Below are 15,774 nucleotides of genomic sequence, written 5' to 3' on the forward strand. Positions count from 1 at the left end.
CGACAAGGCCGCCCTTCTGGGACTTCCGCGTGGGGACTGTTCGTCGGTGGTTGCCCTTAGTGAACGGATGAGGGGCACTGTGGGCGACGACCGTTGGATGGCGAGAACAAGACGCGCACCACAAACTCTTGTGGTCGCTCGCCGCGGACACCACTAGGTGTAGTGCTCTTTGAACGCACGAAGCCCTGGTCGACAAAGCGTCGGCCACCAGAACTTTGGGGCTTCACAGGTCGACTAGGGCTGCGGGCGGTTCCTCCAAGAACGTCACGACCCTAGCGCCGTTGCTGCCCAGTGCGCCAACCGGACGCTGGGAGTAGCGGTGTGTCGGCCATCACGTGCAGATTGGTTCCGACATGGCTGATGTCTACAAGCCTGGCCAGGATGCCCCCGTCTCGGGGCAGTACGAGATCGTCGGGCCTCGCGGGGGGCGCACCGGCGCCGAGCGGACGGCGATCCAGGGGCGCACGCTCCCGCCGACGCCCAGGGCGGGCCAGGGGTACGTGCCCGTTGACCCGACGAGGAACGGGGCCGGCAAGGAGCGCTGACCGGAACTCGGCCCCGGCCGGGTCGTTCCTGTGACGACCCGGCCGGGGTCCTCCTGGACGGACCAGCCGGTGCAACTGCGCTCCTTCGGAAGTCACGGCGGTAGCAGGCAGGCCTGCTCTACGGCCGCCGGGCGTCTCCACCTTCGACCACAGTGAGTTTCAAGGAAACCGGAACCCAGCACTGGTCGCCGGCCGTACCGTGAGCCGATGTCCCGACCGACCACCCCGCTGAGCAGCCCCCGCGCCGCCGCCCGGTGGCGCTTCGTCGGGACGATCACGGGCGTCGGCACCGCTGAGGGCACCCGCATCGTCGTCGGGTGCTGGCACCTCTCGCCCTTCGGGGCCTTCGCCGACGTCATGGTCGAGCGTGCGGACGGCCACCGGGTCCTGCTGGCACCCTCGGAGGAGGTCGCCCGCTTCGTCGCCGGGACCTACCGCTTCGACGAGGTGTGCATCGTGCCGGTTGCCGTCGAGGCGCGCAGCCGGCGCCGCCGGGTGCGCGCCGGGCCGCTCGACGTCGACCTCCTCCTCGGCCGGCGCACGGTCGTCGGGCACCTGCTGCGGGCCGTCCCCGGGCCGCTGGCCGAGAGCCGGGGCTGGGCGCTGGTCATCGACCGGCTCGCGGGCCTGCTGCTGCCCGGCGTGCGGACCGTCGGCACCGCGGGCGGCGGCCGGCGGGAGTGGTACGGCGCCCGCGACGAGCACCGCGTCGTGGCGGCCCGGGCCCGCTGGGCGGGCGCGGACCTCGGCGGGCTGCGCCCGGTGAGCCCGCCCGCGCGGTTCGGCTTCAGCTCCACCCCGGCCGGGCCGAGCGAGGTCGCCGTCGTGACCACCGTGCAGGATCTGGCCGCCGCGGAGCACTGACCCAGCGGGTGACAGCCCGACCCCGGATCTGCGAACGAGCCGCCCGTTCGACCCGTTCATGCCGCCCCGGCCCGCCGCTGCGCCAGCCGCGCGAGCTCGACCCGGTTGCGGGTCTGGGTCTTGCGGAGCAGGTGGGACACGTGCGTGCTGACCGTCTTCTCGCTGATGAACAGCGCTCCCGCGATCTCGGCGTAGGTCCGGCCGGCCACCAGGAGGCCGAGCACGTCGCGCTCGCGGGCGGTCAGTCCGGGAATCACCGCCGCGCGTGCATCGGTCTCGGTTGATGGCCCGGTCGGCAGGGTGGGCTCGCGCGGCGCGGTCGGCGTGGCCGGCGTGCCCGCCGTGGCCGGCTCGGCGTCGAGGTCCACGTGGGCCAGCCGCGCGAGCGAGCGGACCTCCGCGAGCAGCGGGGCGGCGTCCAGCGCGCGGGCCTGGGCGAAGGCCTCCCGGAGCCATCCCCGCCCCTCGCGCTGCCGGGCGGGGTCCAGGAGGCAGGCCTCGGCGGCGCGCCAGGCGGCGTAGGCCCCCTCCCACGGGCACCAGCCTGTCGCGCACGCCCGGGCGGCCCGCGCCCACGCCTCCGCCTGCCCCGGCGCGTCTAGCGCCCGCAGCACCTCGGCGTTGTACAGGCACTGCAGCGCGTGGACCTGGTCCCGGTAGAACGGCGTGGGCGGCCCGTCGGGGACGATCCGGGGGAGCTCCGCCCGCAGCGACCGCCCCTGCGCCACCACCGCCTCCGGGCTGGCACCCGCGTCCCGCCGGGCCTGGGCCAGGTCGGCGAGCGCCCGCGCGGCCAGCGGGAGCAGCCGGTCGCACAGCGTGGGCGGCACGCCCGGGGACCGCAGGCCGGTCAGGGCCGCGGCGAGGGCACGGTCCGGCTGGCCGGCCGCGAGCGCGACCTGCGCCCGCACGGCGTCGAACGGGAACGACCGGAACTCGGTGTGCTGGGCGAAGAGCTCGTCCGCGCGGTGCAGGTGGCCCGCCGCCTCGGCCACCCGGCCCTGGAGCGCGGCAAGGTGGGCGGCGACCAGCCGGGCGGTCACCTCGGCCATCGGGCCCGGTGCCGTGCCGAGCGCGACCCGCAGCCGGTCCTGGCACGCGCGCCATTGCCCGACCTGCAGCAGGCTCGCCGCCTCCACTGCGGACAGCAGCCCGACGTAGGCGGCCGCACCTCCGGCGGCCTCGAGCCGTTCCCGGGCCTGCCGGAGCTGTTCGGCATAGGCGGGGCTGGACGAGATCTCCGCGGAGTTCGCCGTCCACATGACCGCGTGGGCGTAGGCCCAGCCGTCCCCGGCCTGCAGCGCCGCGGCCGCGGCCTCCCGGCCCAGCTCCTCCGCCGGCTCGTCCGCCAGGGCGGCCGCCATGACCAGCGCGGTGAGCGCGTAGGACAGCGTCTGCGGATGGTCCACCGCCCGGGCCAGCACGACGGCGGCCCGGGCGTGGTCCGGGCCGGCGGGGTCCTGCCGCCACATCTCGGCGTGCGCGAGCTGGGCGAGCGCCCGGGCGTGCTGCCGGCTGCGCGGGGCCACGGCGCTGATCTCGACGGCCTGGCGCAGCGTCGGCAGGTCGGCGAGCTCCTCGCCCAGGGAGAGCCGCAGGTCGGCCCGCCGGACGAGGAGCTCGGCCCGCAGCAGGGGATCCGCGGCCGGCCCGGTGACCTCGGTGAGCAGCTGGTCGACCACGGCGAGCTCCTCGGCCTGCTTCCCCAGCCGCTCGGCCAGCGCCCGGGCGCGGAGCAGGAGCTCCCGGCGGGTCTGGGCGGGCGCGGCGAGCCGGAGGTGCAGGTCCAACGCGCGCTGGAGGAGCCGCAGGCTCTCGGTGCCCCCGCCGGCCGCCTCGGCGGCGTCGGCAGCAGCGAGCGCCCAGGAGTACGCGCTCGCCGCCGCACCGGCCCGGAAGTGGTGGTCGGCGACGGCGACGACCCGGCCGACCTCCGACGCGGCTGCCGCCCCAGCGTGCTGCAGGACGGACGCCCACACCGCGTGCCAGTGCCGGCGGAGGTCGGGCGGCACGCTCTGCTCGAGCGCCTCGGCCTGGAGCGGGTGGCTGAACCAGTACCGGCCGTCGTCGGCAGCGGTGACCATCCCGGCGCGCACCGCCTCGTGGAGCGGCGGGGGGACGTCCGCGCCGAGCCCGGCCACGTCCGCCGCCGCCTGCAGGACCCCCGCCGTCGTCGGCCCCCCGCCGACGGCGAGCAGCCGGGCGAGCTCGCGGGCCGGCTCCGACAGCTGGTGCCACCGGCGCAGCGCGGCCGCGGTGACCTGGTGCGGCACCTCCGCGGGCAGGCGGGCGGCGTCCGGGGGCAGCCCCCGGACCAGCAGCCCGGTGAAGAAGGGGTTCCCGCGGCTGCGGGCGAAGACGTCCGTCACGAGGGACTCGCGCGGCGGGACGCCGAGGATGCCGCGGATCTGCTCGGCGGTGCCCAGCCGGTCCAGGGGCGCGAGGTCCAGGGTGGTGAACCGCGGCATGCGGGCGGCGTCCGCCAGCCAGGCGTGCAGCGGGCTGCCGTCGGTGAGCTCGCCGCTGCGCAGCGTCAGGACGACGGCGAGGCGCCGGTCGGGCGGCCCGGCCAGCACGTACATGAGCAGGTCGAGCGTGCTGGCGTCCGCCCACTGCAGGTCGTCGGCGACGAGCACGACCGGCCGGTCGGCGGCGCGGCGGGCCAGCCAGGCGTCCACCGCGACGGGCACGCGGTCCGCGGGCCCGGCCTCGATGATCCCGACCAGCTCCCCGGCGAGCTGCCCGCCCCCTAGCGCATGCCGCAGCGGCAGGAACGGCACCGACATCGAGGCGAGCGGCAGGCACGCGCCGACGAGCACCTGCGCCCGCGCTCGCTCCAGGGCGCAGGCCTGCGCGACCAGGGCGGTCTTGCCCACCCCGGCCGGTCCGCTGACGAGCACCATCACCGCCCGGCCGGCCGCCGCGCCGTCGAGCTGGTCCGTCAGCGTCCCGAGCTCGGCGTCCCGACCGACGAGCCGAGCAGCGGGAGCCGCAGCACCCTCCACCGGCCCAGTATCGCGCCGCGTCCGGGCGCGCGACAGGGCATCAGCCGCGGGCAGGCAGATCTCAGGGTGGGGGCCCGATGCGGCTCAGGATCCGGCGGCGCGAGCGTGGCACACGGACCCACCACCACCGAGGAGTCATCATGAACCAGCACACCCGCCGGCCGGCCCACACGGTGCTCGCCGCCGTCGCCGCCGTCGCGAGCACCGTGTCCCTCGCCGCCGGCGCGGCGGCGGTCGACCCCGACGCGCACCTGCTCGACGACAGCACCGCCGGCAGCTCGCTGGGCTGCCCGCTGACCCGGCACGAGGACCAGCTCCTCCGGTGCGACGACCTCACCGGCGACGGCGTCCCCGCGCCGCACTTCGTCCCGATCGGCTGAGACCGTGCCGCCCGGCCAGCGCCCGCCCAGCGCCCGGCCGGGCACCCCCGGCCGGGCATCCCCCGGCCAGCGCGCGTCCGCTGACCGCCGTCGGCCAGCAGCTCATCTCAGCGCGGCGCCATCCGCAGGGCGCCGTCCATCCGGATGGTCTCGCCGTTGAGGTAGTCGTGCTCGACGATCGCCAGCACCAGCTGGGCGTACTCCGCGGGCCGGGCCAGCCGGTGCGGGAACGGCACCCCGGCGGCGAGCCGGGCCCGGAACTCCTCGTCGATCTGGCCCATCATGGGCGTGTCGACGATGCCGGGCGCGATGGTGTTGACCCGGATGCCGTGCTGGGCGAGGTCGCGCGCGGCGGGCAGGGTGAGGCTGACGACCCCGCCCTTGGACGCCGCGTACGCCGCCTGCCCCACCTGGCCCTCGTAGGCGGCCACCGAGGCGGTGCAGACGACGACGCCGCGCTGGCCGTCGTCGTCGGGCTCGGTGGCGGCGATCTGCTCGGCCGCGAGGGCGAGCAGGTGGAAGGTGCCGACCAGGTTGACCTGGACCACCGTGGCGAACAGGGCCGGGTCGTGGACGCCCTGCCGGCCGAGGATGCGGGCACCGGGGGCGATGCCGGCGCAGCTGACCGCGATCCGCAGCGGCTCCGGCCCGCCGGCGGCCGTGGCGACGGCGGCCCGCAGCTGGTCGGGATCGGTGACGTCCGCGGCGAGGTACTCCACGCCGGGGACGGCCGGCGCCACCTCGAGCGCCCGGGGGAGGTCGACGGCGTACACCGCGGCGCCCTGGCCGGCCAGCGCGGCAGCGGTGGCCGCCCCGAGGCCGGAGGCGCCGCCGGTGACGACGGCGGCAGTGCCCTCAGCTCGCATCTCGGCTCCCTTCGTCGGGCCGTGGTCGCTCGTCCCCGTGGTCCAGCACCAGTCCTTCAGCGACCGGCCGGGCCGCCCGTGCCGCCCCGCCGGGTGCGGGCGCCACCGGGGCCCGTGGTGCCGGCCACACCGTACGGCACCCGCTGACGCGGCGGGCGCAGGCGGGCCGAGAGCGTGCCGAACCGGCCGACGTCGGGGCCCTTGCCGCGGCACCCCTTGCCGCCCGGCCGTGGTCCGTCGTACCTTCCGGCCTACCGGAACGACCTACCGACGATGGGGGCGACACCGACGATGGGCACGACACCGATGACGGGGACGGCGCGAGCGACGAGGACGGGCGAGCTGGCGTTCTTCGAGCTCGGGGTGGCGGACGCGGAGCGCGGCCGCCGGTTCTACGCCGAGCTCTTCGGCTGGACCTTCACTCCGGGACCGAGCGGGGGCGAGGGCGGGATGATCACCACGCCGAACGTCCCGGGCGGGATCCACGGCGGGGACCCGGGGGCGTCGCCGTACGTGTTCTTCGCCGTCGAGGACATCGAGCGCGCGGTCGCGAAGGTGCGCGAGCTCGGCGGCTCGGTGGACGACGCCGACGTCGAGGGCGACGAGGAGTCGCAGGCGACGTACGGCCGGTTCAAGCTGTGCCGGGACGACCAGGGCTCGCCGTTCGGCCTGTACCAGGCGCCGGCAGCGCGCTGAGGGCCCGCGCCGACGGCGATCGGGAGCGAGAGCCGAGGCCGAGAGCCGCGAGCGGCGAACGAAGAGCCGACGGTGCGGCTACTCAGCGGTCACCGGCGGCCCGGAGACGGGCCAGACGATGCGGGTCCGCCAGGTGGCGGGGTCGGGGTCGGAGGCCGGGCCGGCGTCGTAGCGCTCCCACATGTCCTCCAGCAGCTGCACGCCCTGCTCGGCCGCCCAGGCCTCGATGCGCTCGTACGTCTGCGGGAGCTCCCCGTAGCCGCCGACGTGCACCGCCTCGATCGCCCGGGCGGCGGGCAGCGTCCCGGCCACCAGCTCGCCGGTTGCCTGGAACGGCGCCGCGACGGGGAAGCCGCCCTCGATGTCAGCCGTCTCCCCAGGCGTGCCGCGGTACCGGGCGAAGGGTGCCCCGGTGGGCTCGACCCCGGCGGCCTGCAGGGCGCCGAAGACCTCGTGGAACACGGAGTCGAAGAAGTCGGTGATCTCGGCCGTGCGGGCCGTGCGCCGGATCCCGACCGTGTGCTCGGGCAGGACGTCGATGATCGCGATGTCGGTCATGGAGAAGCTCCCGTCACTCGGCTGCTGGGGCCGATCCAACACAGGCGGGACGACTGTGTCCATGGGCGGGCAGCCCGCCCCGGCTGCGCCCCGGCCGCAGCCCCGCTGGCGCGGCTACCCGTCCCGCCGCCCAGCTCGCCGTCGCGCACACCGCTGGCCGGGGTGGGGGAACCAAGTCACCGATCTGCCGGCGTGCCACCGGTCACCCAGCAGAAACTACGGTGAAGTACTACTTCGACGAGACGAGGGGACATGGCCGAGAAGCAGAAGCGAAGCGTCCTCTTTCGCAAGCCTCGATCGGGTAGAGACTTCGTCGTCGTCGGCGCGATGGTCGTGCTCGGTACCGTCCTCGGCACCGTCATCGCGGCTCTGCGGAGCGAGGACCCCGCTTCCTATCTCGCCAACATGCTGCCACTTGCTCTCGCCGCAGCGATACCCGTTGCTGCCCTCGTCCTGGCCGTGTTCTGGCGGGTGCGCAACAGGAAGGGACAGAGCTAGTCACGAGGCCACAGAGGACCGGAAGGCGGTGAGCGGCGTGGCCAAGAAGATCCTGTACCAGGACGTCGTGCCTTACGACACGCCCTCATCCCTGACCGCCCTCCACGGCCCGGCCTCGGGGACGCGGGAGCTGCCGATCACGGTGCACTGGGGCCCGCAGCACACCTATGACCTCTCCAACCCCGACGAGCAGGTGTTCGCCTACCAGCAGATCGTCCGCGAGGGCAGCACTGCCGACCAGAAGTCGCTGCTCCACGCGGACCTGCTCCTGCAGGTGTGGCCGGAGCTGGTCCTGCCGCCGCGCTGCCGGGCCGCCTGGGAGACGAAGCTCCCCGAGCTGACCGAACGGCGGTAGGGGCTGGGCGCATGGCAGACCACCGGCCCACCGTGGTGCTCACCTGCGGCCCGTCCGGGTCGGGCAAGACCACCTACGCCCGGGCCCTGGAGCGGCAGGGCTACGTGCGCCTGTCCCTGGACGTGGAGGTCCGACGTCGGTTCGGCCGCTACGGCGTGGACATCCCGGTCGAGCGGTACGCCGAGTACAACGCCGCGGTCGAGCCCGAGCTGCGCCGTCGGCTGGTGGAGCTGGTCCGCGCCGGCCGGGACGTCGTCGTCGACCTCGCGTTCTGGCGCCGGGCGGACCGCGAGGAGTACAAGGCCCTGGTGGAGGCCGCCGGCGGCCGGTGGCGCCTGGTCTACTTCACGATCGACCCCGAGCTGCTGCACCGCCGCACGGCCGCCCGCCGCGCCCGCGGCGACGCCGACGCCTTCCCGGTCACCCCCGAGCTGCTCGACCAGTTCATCGCCACCTTCGAGGTGCCGGAGGGGGAGGGCGAGGAGGTCATCGACCCCGCAGCGCCGCCACCACCGCCGGCAGCGCCCGCGGGTCGGTCTGCAGGATGAGCGTGCTCACCACCGACCGCTCCCACGCCCCGAGCTGCTCCCGCAGCTGGGCCGGGTTGCCGGCCAGGCCGACGTCCAGGACCAGCTCGGTCGGCACCGCCGCCGCCGCACCCACCCGGTCCCCGGCCACCCACCGCCGGGCGACCTCCGCGCACGCCGCCCCGTGCCCGAGCCGCTCGATGGCCTCCCGGTGGAAGTTGGTCTGCGCCGAGCCCATCCCGCCCACGTACAGCGCCAGGTGCGGGCGCAGCGCGTCGGCGGCCTGCTCCACGTCCGGGCCGAGGGACACCGGCACGGCCGCGGCCACCTCGAACTCGCCCGCCGGAGCCAGCTCGGCGGAGCGGGCGGCGAAGCCGGCGGCCAGCTGGGCGGCGTAGGTCTCGTCCAGCCGGGGCGAGCAGAAGGCCGGCAGCCAGCCGTCGGCGACCTCCGCCGCCAGGGCGATGTTCTTGGGCCCCTGCGCCGCGAGCAGGATCGGCAGGTCCGCGCGCAGCGGGTGCACGGTGGCCCGCAGCGCCTTGCCCTGCCCGGTGCCGCCGGGGAACGGGAGCTGGTAGTGCCGGCCGGCGAGGCGGACCGGATGCTCCCGCCGCAGCACCTGCCGGACGACGTCGACGTACTCCCGCGTGCGCTCCAGCGGCCGCGGGTAGGGCTGGCCGTACCAGCCCTCGACGACCTGCGGGCCGGAGGCGCCGAGCCCGAGGACGAACCGGCCGCCGGAGAGGTGGTCCAGCGTCAGCGCGGCCATCGCCGTCGCCGTCGGCGTGCGCGCGGACATCTGCGCGATGGCGGTGCCGAGACGGACCCGGCGGGTGCCCGCGCCCCACCAGGCCAGCGGGGTGAAGGCCTCCGAGCCGTAGGCCTCGGCCGTCCACACCGAGTCCAGGCCGAGGTCGTCCGCCGCCGCGACCGCCTCGGCGGCGCCCGGCGGCGGCCCGGCGGACCAGTAACCGAGGGAGTAGCCCAGGCGCAGAGGTGTGGTGTCGTCGTCGGCCATGGGCCCGATCATGCCCGACGGCGGCCGGGTGCCCTGTCGTGCCGGTGCCGACGGCGGTCGCGCGGACGCCCCGCTCAGCCCAGCTGGGCCATCACCTCGCCGGCGATCAGGTCCAGGTGCTCGAGGTCGCGCAGGTCCAGGCACTGCAGGTACACCCGGGAGATGCCGGCCTCGGCCAGCGCCCCGATCCCGTCGCGGACCTCCGCCGGCGTGCCGGCCAGGCCGTGCTCGCGCAGCTCGGGCACCTCCCGGCCGATCGCCTCGGCGCGGCGGGCCACCTCGCCCTCGTCGGCACCGACGCACGCGACGAGGGCGACCGAGTAGACCAGCTCGTCCGGGTCCCGCCCGGCCTCCTCGCACGCCGCCCGGACCCGCCCGACCTGCGGGGCGATGGCGGCCTTGTCCGGGAAGGACTGGTTGTACTCCGCGCCGAAGCGGGCCGCCAGCCGCGGGGTGCGGCGCGGCCCCCCGCCGCCGACGATGATCGGGAGCGGCTGCTGGGCCGGCTTGGGCAGCGCGGGGGAGTCGACCAGCCGGTAGTGCTCACCGGTGAAGGAGTACCGCTCGCCCACCGGCGTGGCCCACAGCCCGGTGAGGATCTCCAGCTGCTCCTCCAGCAGCCCGAAGCGCCGCTCCGGGAAGGGGACGCCGAGCTGGGCGTGCTCCTCCGCGAACCAGCCGGTGCCGAGCCCGAGCTCGACCCGCCCGCCGGACATCGCGTCCACCTGGGCGACCTGGACCGCGAAGACCCCGGGCAGCCGGAACGTTGCGGCGCTGACCAGCGTGCCCAGCCGGATGGTGGAGGTCTCCCGGGCGAGGCCGGCGAGGGTGGTCCAGGCGTCGGTCGGGCCGGGCAGCGGGTCGCCGTCGCCCATCCGGAGGAAGTGGTCCGAGCGGAAGAAGCCGTCGAAGCCGAGCGCCTCCGCCCGGCGGGCGATGGCGAGCTGGTCCTCGTAGGAGGCGCCCTGCTGGGGCTCGGTGAAGATGCGCAGGTCCATGCGGTCAGCCTGGCAGAGGCGGGAGAGCGCTGCACGGACCGGTCACGGCCGGTGGGCCGACGGCGTCCGCGGCCGACATCGTCCGGCTGGGGTTCACCGCTGGTCTCGGCTCCCCCGCCGCCGGCGCGGGACCTGGTCCGCCCGTAGGCTGCTGGCCGCCCCGCGGCCGCTGCCGGTGCCCGATCGCTACCCTCGGCAGATGACGACCGCCGCGGACGTCGCCCGGCTCCGGCTCGCCGCCCAGCGCCTGGTCGGTCCCGGCCTGCCGACCGCAACGGACGTGGTCCGGCACCTCACCGCGCTCCAGGCCCAGGACCTCCCCGGCGCCCTGGCCTCCGTCACGCTCCGGACCGTACCCGGGGACTCCGCCGACGGGATCCTCGGCGCGCTGGAGCGCGGGGAGGTCGTCCGGTCCTGGCCGATGCGCGGCACCCTGCACCTGGTCCTCGCCGCGGACCTGCCGTGGATGCTCGCCCTGACCAGCGAGCGCCTGCTTGCCGGGGCCGCCCGCCGTCGCGCGCAGCTGGGCCTGGACGAGGCGCTCCTCGACCGGGCCGGCGCTGTCGCCGAGGACGCGCTCCGCGGCGGCCGGTCGCTGAGCCGGGCCGAGCTGATGGACCGGTGGGCGGCGGCCGGGCTCCTCGGGGTCAAGCAGCGCGGGTACCACCTGCTCTGGCACCACGCCCAGCGCGGGCTGCTGTGCCTGGGCCCGGTGGTCGACGGCGACCAGCGGATCGTCCTGCTGGACGAGTGGGTGCCCGCGCCGCGCGTCCTCGAGCGCGACGAGGCGCTCGGGGAGTGGGCGCTGCGCTACTTCCGCGGTCACGGCCCGGCCACCCGCAAGGACCTCCAGTGGTGGACCAAGCTCACCGGCAAGGACGTGGCCACCGGCCTCGCCGTCGCCCGCGAGCACCTCGAGCGCCTCGACGTCGACGGCACCGAGTACTTCCTCGACCCGGCCACCCCCGCGCTGCTGGCGGAGCACCTGGCCGCCGCCCGGGGCGTGCTCCTGCTGCCCGGGTTCGACGAGCTGATCCTGGGCTACCAGGACCGCAGCCCCACCCTGCCGCCCGAGCACGCCGACCGGGTCGTGCCCGGCGGGAACGGGATGTTCCGGCCCACCGTCGTCGCGGACGGCCGGGTGGTCGGCACCTGGCGGCGCGTCGGGAGCGGGACCCGGCGACGGATCGAGCCGGAGCCCTTCACGACCCTCACGCCCAAGGTGGCGGCCGAGGTGCAGCGGCTGGCGGCAGGGTTCCCCACGCATGCGGCGCGGTGAGCCTTCGGCGCCCTGGGTGAACGACGGCGTCTCGCCGACCGCGCCACGGGTGCGGGCGGGCCAGGGGTGGGGGTGGTTGCCTGGCCACCGCGTCCGCCACGGCGCAGGGTCCGACCTCCGGGCAGGGAAGAGCCCGCGGGCTCCGGCCGTTCGGCCGGGTGCCGTGGTGGACGGTCCACGGCCCCCGCGGGCTCCGGTGACCACCTGGTTCTCGCCGCCGACGGCGGGAGGACCTGTGGTCCGTCCGCTGACGGGCTAGCGGGTGGTCACCTCACGCGTCCGGAATGACATCACTTCTGGACCACCTCCTCTCTCGTGTGCGACCACGGTAGGTCGCTCCCGGGCCCGCTGTCACCTGGTTTCCGGAGGCTCCTGGCACGATGACCGCATGCCCGACGTCGACGGCGCCCGCCGCCCCTTCCGCCTGCTCGTGGTCTGCACCGGCAACATCTGCCGCTCGCCGATGGGGGAGGTGGTCCTGCGCGAGCGCCTCGCCGACGCCGGACTGGCCGACGACGTCGAGGTCGCCAGCGCCGGGACCAGCGACGAGGAGCACGGCCGGCCGATCGACCCCCGTGCCCGCGCGGTCCTCGCTGAGCACGGCTACCCCGTCCCGCGCCACCGCGCCCACCAGGTGGTGCCCGGCGAGCTGGGCCGGTACGACCTCGCCCTCGCCATGACGAGCCAGCACGCCCGGGCGCTGCGCCGGCGCGCCGACGAGGACGGCGGCGGGGCGGAGATCCGGCTGTGGCGCGAGTTCGACGACACCGCCCCGCGCCTCGGCGACGGCGCGACCGAGCGGGACCTCGACGTCCCCGACCCGTGGTACGGCGACCAGGACGGCTTCTACGACACCCTCGCCGTCGTCGAGCGCGGCGCCGACGGGCTGGTGCGGTACCTGCAGGAGCGGCTCGGTCCCGGCTGACCCGTCCGGGGTCAGTCCTCGGCGGTCACCGGCGGCTGGGCGGACCAGGGGAACATGATCCACCGGTCGGTGCGCCGCCAGACGTAGTCGGGGTCGATCACCGAGCGGGGCTTGGCGTAGAGGACGGCGGAGCGGACCTCCCCGGGCAGCGCGCCCGGCGCGCCGGCCTCGCCGGGCAGGCCGGTGGTGCGGAGCAGGTCGGTCACCAGCGCCAGGGTGCGGCCGGAGTCGGCGACGTCGTCGACCACCAGGACCCGCTGACCGGGTAGGCCGGAGGTGTCCATCAGCGGCGGGAGCACCACCGGCGCCTCGAGGGTCTCCCCAACGCCGGTGTAGAACTCCACGTTCATCGTGCCCATCGCCTTCGTGCCCAGCGCGTAGGCCACCGCGCCGGCCGGGACCAGCCCGCCGCGGGCGACGGCGACGACCAGGTCCGGCAGCCACCCGGAGCGGACCACGTGGCGGGCGAGCTCGCGCGCGGCCGCCCCGAAGCCCGGCCAGCCGAGCACCTCCCGCTCCGCCTCGGCGGTGGTGGTGGCGCCGTCGTCGAAGGTCGCATCGCTCACCGGCACAGCGTAGGCGCGGTTCCGGGCGCACCGCCGGGCCGGCGGCTCTACGGTGCGGGTATGGACACCGTCGTCACCCCCGTCCGGCTGGCGGTCCTCGGCCGCCTCGCCCGCGGGATCGCCGCCCGCGCCGCCGCGGTGCACGTGCTCCGGGTCGCCGTCGACGGCCCCTTCGGCGCCGGCAAGTCGACCTTCACCCGGGCCCTGGACGACGCCCTGCGCCCGCACCTGCCGCCCGGCCGCGAGGTCCGCCGGTTCGACACGGACATGTACATGATCCGCGGGCGGGTGCACCGGGCGCCGGCCGCGGCCGACCCGCAGTGGCTCTACGACAACGTCTACGACCTGGGCAAGGTCCGGGCCGTCGCGGAGGGGCCGGCCTACGGCCCGCCCGCCGTCGTGCTGGTCGACGGGATGGGCCTGCAGCGGCCCGAGCTGGCCGACCTGTGGGACCTCGTGCTCTACCTGCACGTGCCGGAGAAGGTCACGCTGGACCGGATGCGCGCCCGCCGCGCCGAGCTCGAGGCGGACGGGATGGACCTGGAGCCGCTCTACCGGGACCGGTACCTGCCGGTGGCCCGGCTGTACCAGCAGCAGGTGGACCCGGCCGCCCGGGCGGACGTCCTGGTCGACATGCACGACGCCGACCAGCCGGTGGTGGTCCGCTGGGGCGGGCTCTGACCCGTCCGGTGCAGCGATCGGCCCGGAGCGACCCGGCCGGGCGGAGCTCCTGCCCGCCGTCGACGGCGGGTCGTGACACCGGCCACGCGCGGACCTTTGTCCTCCTGGCCGGGGCGGCGCCGCCCTAGCCTGGACGCAGGCCGGGACCCCGGCACGACCCGCGCGCCCCGCGCGCTACAGAGGAGCAGGCATGAAGGTTGCGCAGAAGGTCTTCGTCGTCACCGGCGGCGGGAACGGGATCGGGCGGGCGCTCGTCCTCGCCCTGCTCGCCCGCGGCGCGCGGGTCGCCGCGGTCGACGTCGGGGAGCAGGCGCTCGCGGACACCGCCCTGCTGGTGCCCACCGGCGCGGACCGGCTCAGCACCCACGTGGTCGACGTCACCGACCGGGCCGCCGTCGAGGCGCTGCCGGCGGCCGTGCTCGCCGCGCACGGCCAGGTCGACGGCGTCGTCAGCGTCGCCGGCATCATCCAGAAGTTCGTCCCCGTCGCGGACCTGACGTACGCCGAGATCGAGAAGATCATGGCGGTGAACTTCTGGGGCGTGGTGCACATGTCCAAGACGTTCCTGCCGCACCTGACCGGACGGCCGGAGGCATGCCTGGTCAACGTCTCCAGCATGGGCGCCCTGGCCCCGGTGCCCGGGCAGTCCGCGTACGGGGCGAGCAAGGCGGCGGTGAAGCTGTTCACCGAGGGCCTCTACGCCGAGCTGCGGGACACCCCGGTCGCGGTGACGGCGGTCTTCCCCGGCGGGGTGGCCACCGACATCTCCGCGAACTCCGGCGTGACGGTCGCCGGGGCGGACGGCGGCGACTCCTCGGGCATGGTGCAGACGACGGCGCCGGACGCCGCCGCGCAGATCGTCGCGGGGATCGAGAAGGGGGCGTTCCGCGTCGTCATCGGCAAGGACGCCCGGATGACCGACCGGATGGCCCGGCTCGCGCCCCGGAGGGCCGTCAACCTCATCGCCGACCGGATGAAGTCGCTGCTCGCCCCGGCGGGGCGGGAGAAGGTCGGCGCGTAGCAGCCGCCTGCCGGGGCCGGGCCGGCCATGACCTAGGGCCTGGCCGGCTCAGCCCAGCTCCACCACCGCAGGGAACGGGACGGTGAGCACCCGCCCGTCGTCGGTGCGCACGTGGTAGCGGGTCCGGGCAGTCTTGAAGACCGTCGCCGCCAAGCCGCGGTACTTGTCGGCGGTGACCAGGCGCACCCGGGTGCCCGGCCGCAGCCCGCCGACGGCGGCCCGGGCCCACGACGGCGCCGGCTGCTGCCGCCGCCCCACCCGGGCCGCCGCAGCTGCTCGTTCCCGCTCCCACCACGGCCCGTCCTGGTCCCAGGTGCCGTCCGCCTCGTCCCAGCCGGGGTCCTCCTCGTCGTCCTCCTCGTCCCAGCCCGGGCGCTCCTCGTCCCAGCCGCGGTCCTCCTCGTCCCAGCCGGTGTCCTCCTCGCGCGCGGGGCCGAGCAGCAGGTCGACGAGCTCGCGCTGGTTGGCCTGCAGCGCGGCGAGCTCGCGCGCGTACCGCTCGCCCATCCGGGCCGGGCGGCCGTGGTAGGTCCAGGTCAGCAGGTGCGCGATGTTGAAGGACGGGTCGCAGCGGGAGCAGCTGGCCGGCCGGACGGGCCGGCGGTGCCGGTCGGTGACGTGCCCGCGCGGGCAGGTGCCGCGCCAGGGTGCCGGGACCTGTGGGGCGTAGGCGGCGACGGTCCGCGAGGCGGTGCTGCCGATGGCACGTGCCTTGGCCCGCCAGACGGCGTCGTGGCCGTGCTCGGGCCCGACGAGCGCGTGCGCGATCTCGTGCAGCAGCGTCTCCCGCACCTGCGCGTCGTCGTACAGCGCCATCAGGTGCCGGGAGAGGGTGATGGTGCGCTCGGCGTAGCGGCACGAGCCGGCCCGCACCCGGGCGCCGTCCAGCGCCACCCGCCAGCCGGCCAGGCCGTGCTCGGCCAGCAGCGCGGTACCCATCCGCCGGACCTCAGCGAGCTCCATGCCCGTCTCCTCTCCTCGCTCGCCCGAGG

At 76.0% G+C, this 15,774-nt stretch carries 17 protein-coding genes; 10 read left to right on the forward strand and 7 right to left on the reverse strand.

What is annotated here, in order from left to right; genetic code table 11:
* Positions 1-752 precede the first annotated feature (752 nt).
* Complete coding sequence (locus tag MF406_RS01675; protein ID WP_242896295.1) at positions 753-1,409, forward strand: hypothetical protein; 657 nt, start codon at positions 753-755, stop codon at positions 1,407-1,409.
* Between the two features lie 56 nt (positions 1,410-1,465).
* Here MF406_RS01675 and MF406_RS01680 read toward each other — a convergent pair whose 3' ends face one another.
* Positions 1,466-4,414 carry a LuxR family transcriptional regulator gene (locus MF406_RS01680; protein ID WP_242896296.1) on the reverse strand — a complete coding sequence of 983 codons (2,949 nt, stop codon included), beginning with the start codon at positions 4,412-4,414 and terminating at the stop codon, positions 1,466-1,468.
* Between the two features lie 140 nt (positions 4,415-4,554).
* Here MF406_RS01680 and MF406_RS01685 point away from each other — a divergent pair, with 140 nt between their 5' ends.
* A complete protein-coding gene (locus tag MF406_RS01685) occupies positions 4,555-4,794 on the forward strand; it encodes a hypothetical protein (protein ID WP_242896297.1) in 240 nt (79 codons plus the stop codon).
* Between the two features lie 107 nt (positions 4,795-4,901).
* Here the strand turns inward: MF406_RS01685 and MF406_RS01690 are convergent, their stop codons facing one another.
* Positions 4,902-5,660, reverse strand: coding sequence for an SDR family NAD(P)-dependent oxidoreductase (locus MF406_RS01690; RefSeq protein WP_242896298.1), 759 nt, complete (start codon positions 5,658-5,660; stop codon positions 4,902-4,904).
* 306 nt (positions 5,661-5,966) lie between these two features.
* Between MF406_RS01690 and MF406_RS01695 the strand changes: the two genes are divergently transcribed.
* A complete protein-coding gene (locus tag MF406_RS01695) occupies positions 5,967-6,356 on the forward strand; it encodes a VOC family protein (RefSeq protein ID WP_242896299.1) in 390 nt (129 codons plus the stop codon).
* A 78-nt stretch (positions 6,357-6,434) separates the two neighbouring features.
* Here MF406_RS01695 and MF406_RS01700 read toward each other — a convergent pair whose 3' ends face one another.
* A complete protein-coding gene (locus tag MF406_RS01700) occupies positions 6,435-6,914 on the reverse strand; it encodes a GyrI-like domain-containing protein (protein ID WP_242896300.1) in 480 nt (159 codons plus the stop codon).
* 252 nt (positions 6,915-7,166) lie between these two features.
* Between MF406_RS01700 and MF406_RS01705 the strand changes: the two genes are divergently transcribed.
* The 3 genes from MF406_RS01705 to MF406_RS01715 are packed head-to-tail and all read left to right on the forward strand — an operon-like array spanning position 7,167 to position 8,315.
* Positions 7,167-7,412 (forward strand): hypothetical protein, encoded by a 246-nt coding sequence (locus MF406_RS01705; RefSeq protein ID WP_242896301.1) that lies wholly within the window; start codon positions 7,167-7,169, stop codon positions 7,410-7,412.
* 28 nt (positions 7,413-7,440) lie between these two features.
* On the forward strand, positions 7,441-7,767 hold the full coding sequence (locus MF406_RS01710; RefSeq protein ID WP_242896302.1) for a hypothetical protein: 327 nt from the start codon (positions 7,441-7,443) through the stop codon (positions 7,765-7,767).
* Positions 7,768-7,778: 11 nt separating this feature from the next.
* Positions 7,779-8,315, forward strand: a complete 537-nt coding sequence (locus tag MF406_RS01715; protein ID WP_242896303.1) for an ATP-binding protein — start codon at positions 7,779-7,781, stop codon at positions 8,313-8,315.
* On the opposite strand, the gene MF406_RS01720 is transcribed toward MF406_RS01715, so the two are convergent.
* Together MF406_RS01720 and MF406_RS01725 are read right to left on the reverse strand one after the other, a co-directional pair.
* A complete protein-coding gene (locus MF406_RS01720; RefSeq protein ID WP_242897925.1) occupies positions 8,254-9,288 on the reverse strand; it encodes an LLM class F420-dependent oxidoreductase in 1,035 nt (344 codons plus the stop codon). The two genes, MF406_RS01715 and MF406_RS01720, sit on opposite strands and share 62 nt — an antisense overlap.
* Before the next feature lie 98 nt (positions 9,289-9,386).
* The gene (locus MF406_RS01725) at positions 9,387-10,310 is read right to left on the reverse strand and encodes an LLM class F420-dependent oxidoreductase (protein WP_242896304.1); all 924 of its coding nucleotides are present in this window, start codon (positions 10,308-10,310) and stop codon (positions 9,387-9,389) included.
* Between the two features lie 199 nt (positions 10,311-10,509).
* On the opposite strand from MF406_RS01725, the gene MF406_RS01730 reads away from it, so the two are divergent.
* Both MF406_RS01730 and MF406_RS01735 read left to right on the forward strand, forming a co-directional pair.
* Positions 10,510-11,589, forward strand: a complete 1,080-nt coding sequence (locus tag MF406_RS01730; protein ID WP_242896305.1) for a winged helix DNA-binding domain-containing protein — start codon at positions 10,510-10,512, stop codon at positions 11,587-11,589.
* A gap of 388 nt (positions 11,590-11,977) precedes the next feature.
* The gene (locus MF406_RS01735; RefSeq protein ID WP_242896306.1) at positions 11,978-12,514 is read left to right on the forward strand and encodes a low molecular weight protein-tyrosine-phosphatase; all 537 of its coding nucleotides are present in this window, start codon (positions 11,978-11,980) and stop codon (positions 12,512-12,514) included.
* Between the two features lie 11 nt (positions 12,515-12,525).
* On the opposite strand, the gene MF406_RS01740 is transcribed toward MF406_RS01735, so the two are convergent.
* Positions 12,526-13,080, reverse strand: a complete 555-nt coding sequence (locus MF406_RS01740; protein WP_242896307.1) for a phosphoribosyltransferase — start codon at positions 13,078-13,080, stop codon at positions 12,526-12,528.
* 60 nt (positions 13,081-13,140) lie between these two features.
* Here MF406_RS01740 and MF406_RS01745 point away from each other — a divergent pair, with 60 nt between their 5' ends.
* Entirely contained in the window at positions 13,141-13,761 is a 621-nt protein-coding gene (locus tag MF406_RS01745) for an AAA family ATPase (protein ID WP_242896308.1), read from the forward strand.
* A gap of 190 nt (positions 13,762-13,951) precedes the next feature.
* Positions 13,952-14,782 carry an SDR family oxidoreductase gene (locus MF406_RS01750; protein WP_242896309.1) on the forward strand — a complete coding sequence of 277 codons (831 nt, stop codon included), beginning with the start codon at positions 13,952-13,954 and terminating at the stop codon, positions 14,780-14,782.
* A 48-nt stretch (positions 14,783-14,830) separates the two neighbouring features.
* Here MF406_RS01750 and MF406_RS01755 read toward each other — a convergent pair whose 3' ends face one another.
* Entirely contained in the window at positions 14,831-15,745 is a 915-nt protein-coding gene (locus MF406_RS01755) for a SprT-like domain-containing protein (protein WP_242896310.1), read from the reverse strand.
* Positions 15,746-15,774 lie beyond the last annotated feature (29 nt).

It is taken from the genome of Georgenia sp. TF02-10, assembly GCF_022759505.1.
Taxonomy (GTDB): Bacteria; Actinomycetota; Actinomycetes; order Actinomycetales; family Actinomycetaceae; genus TF02-10.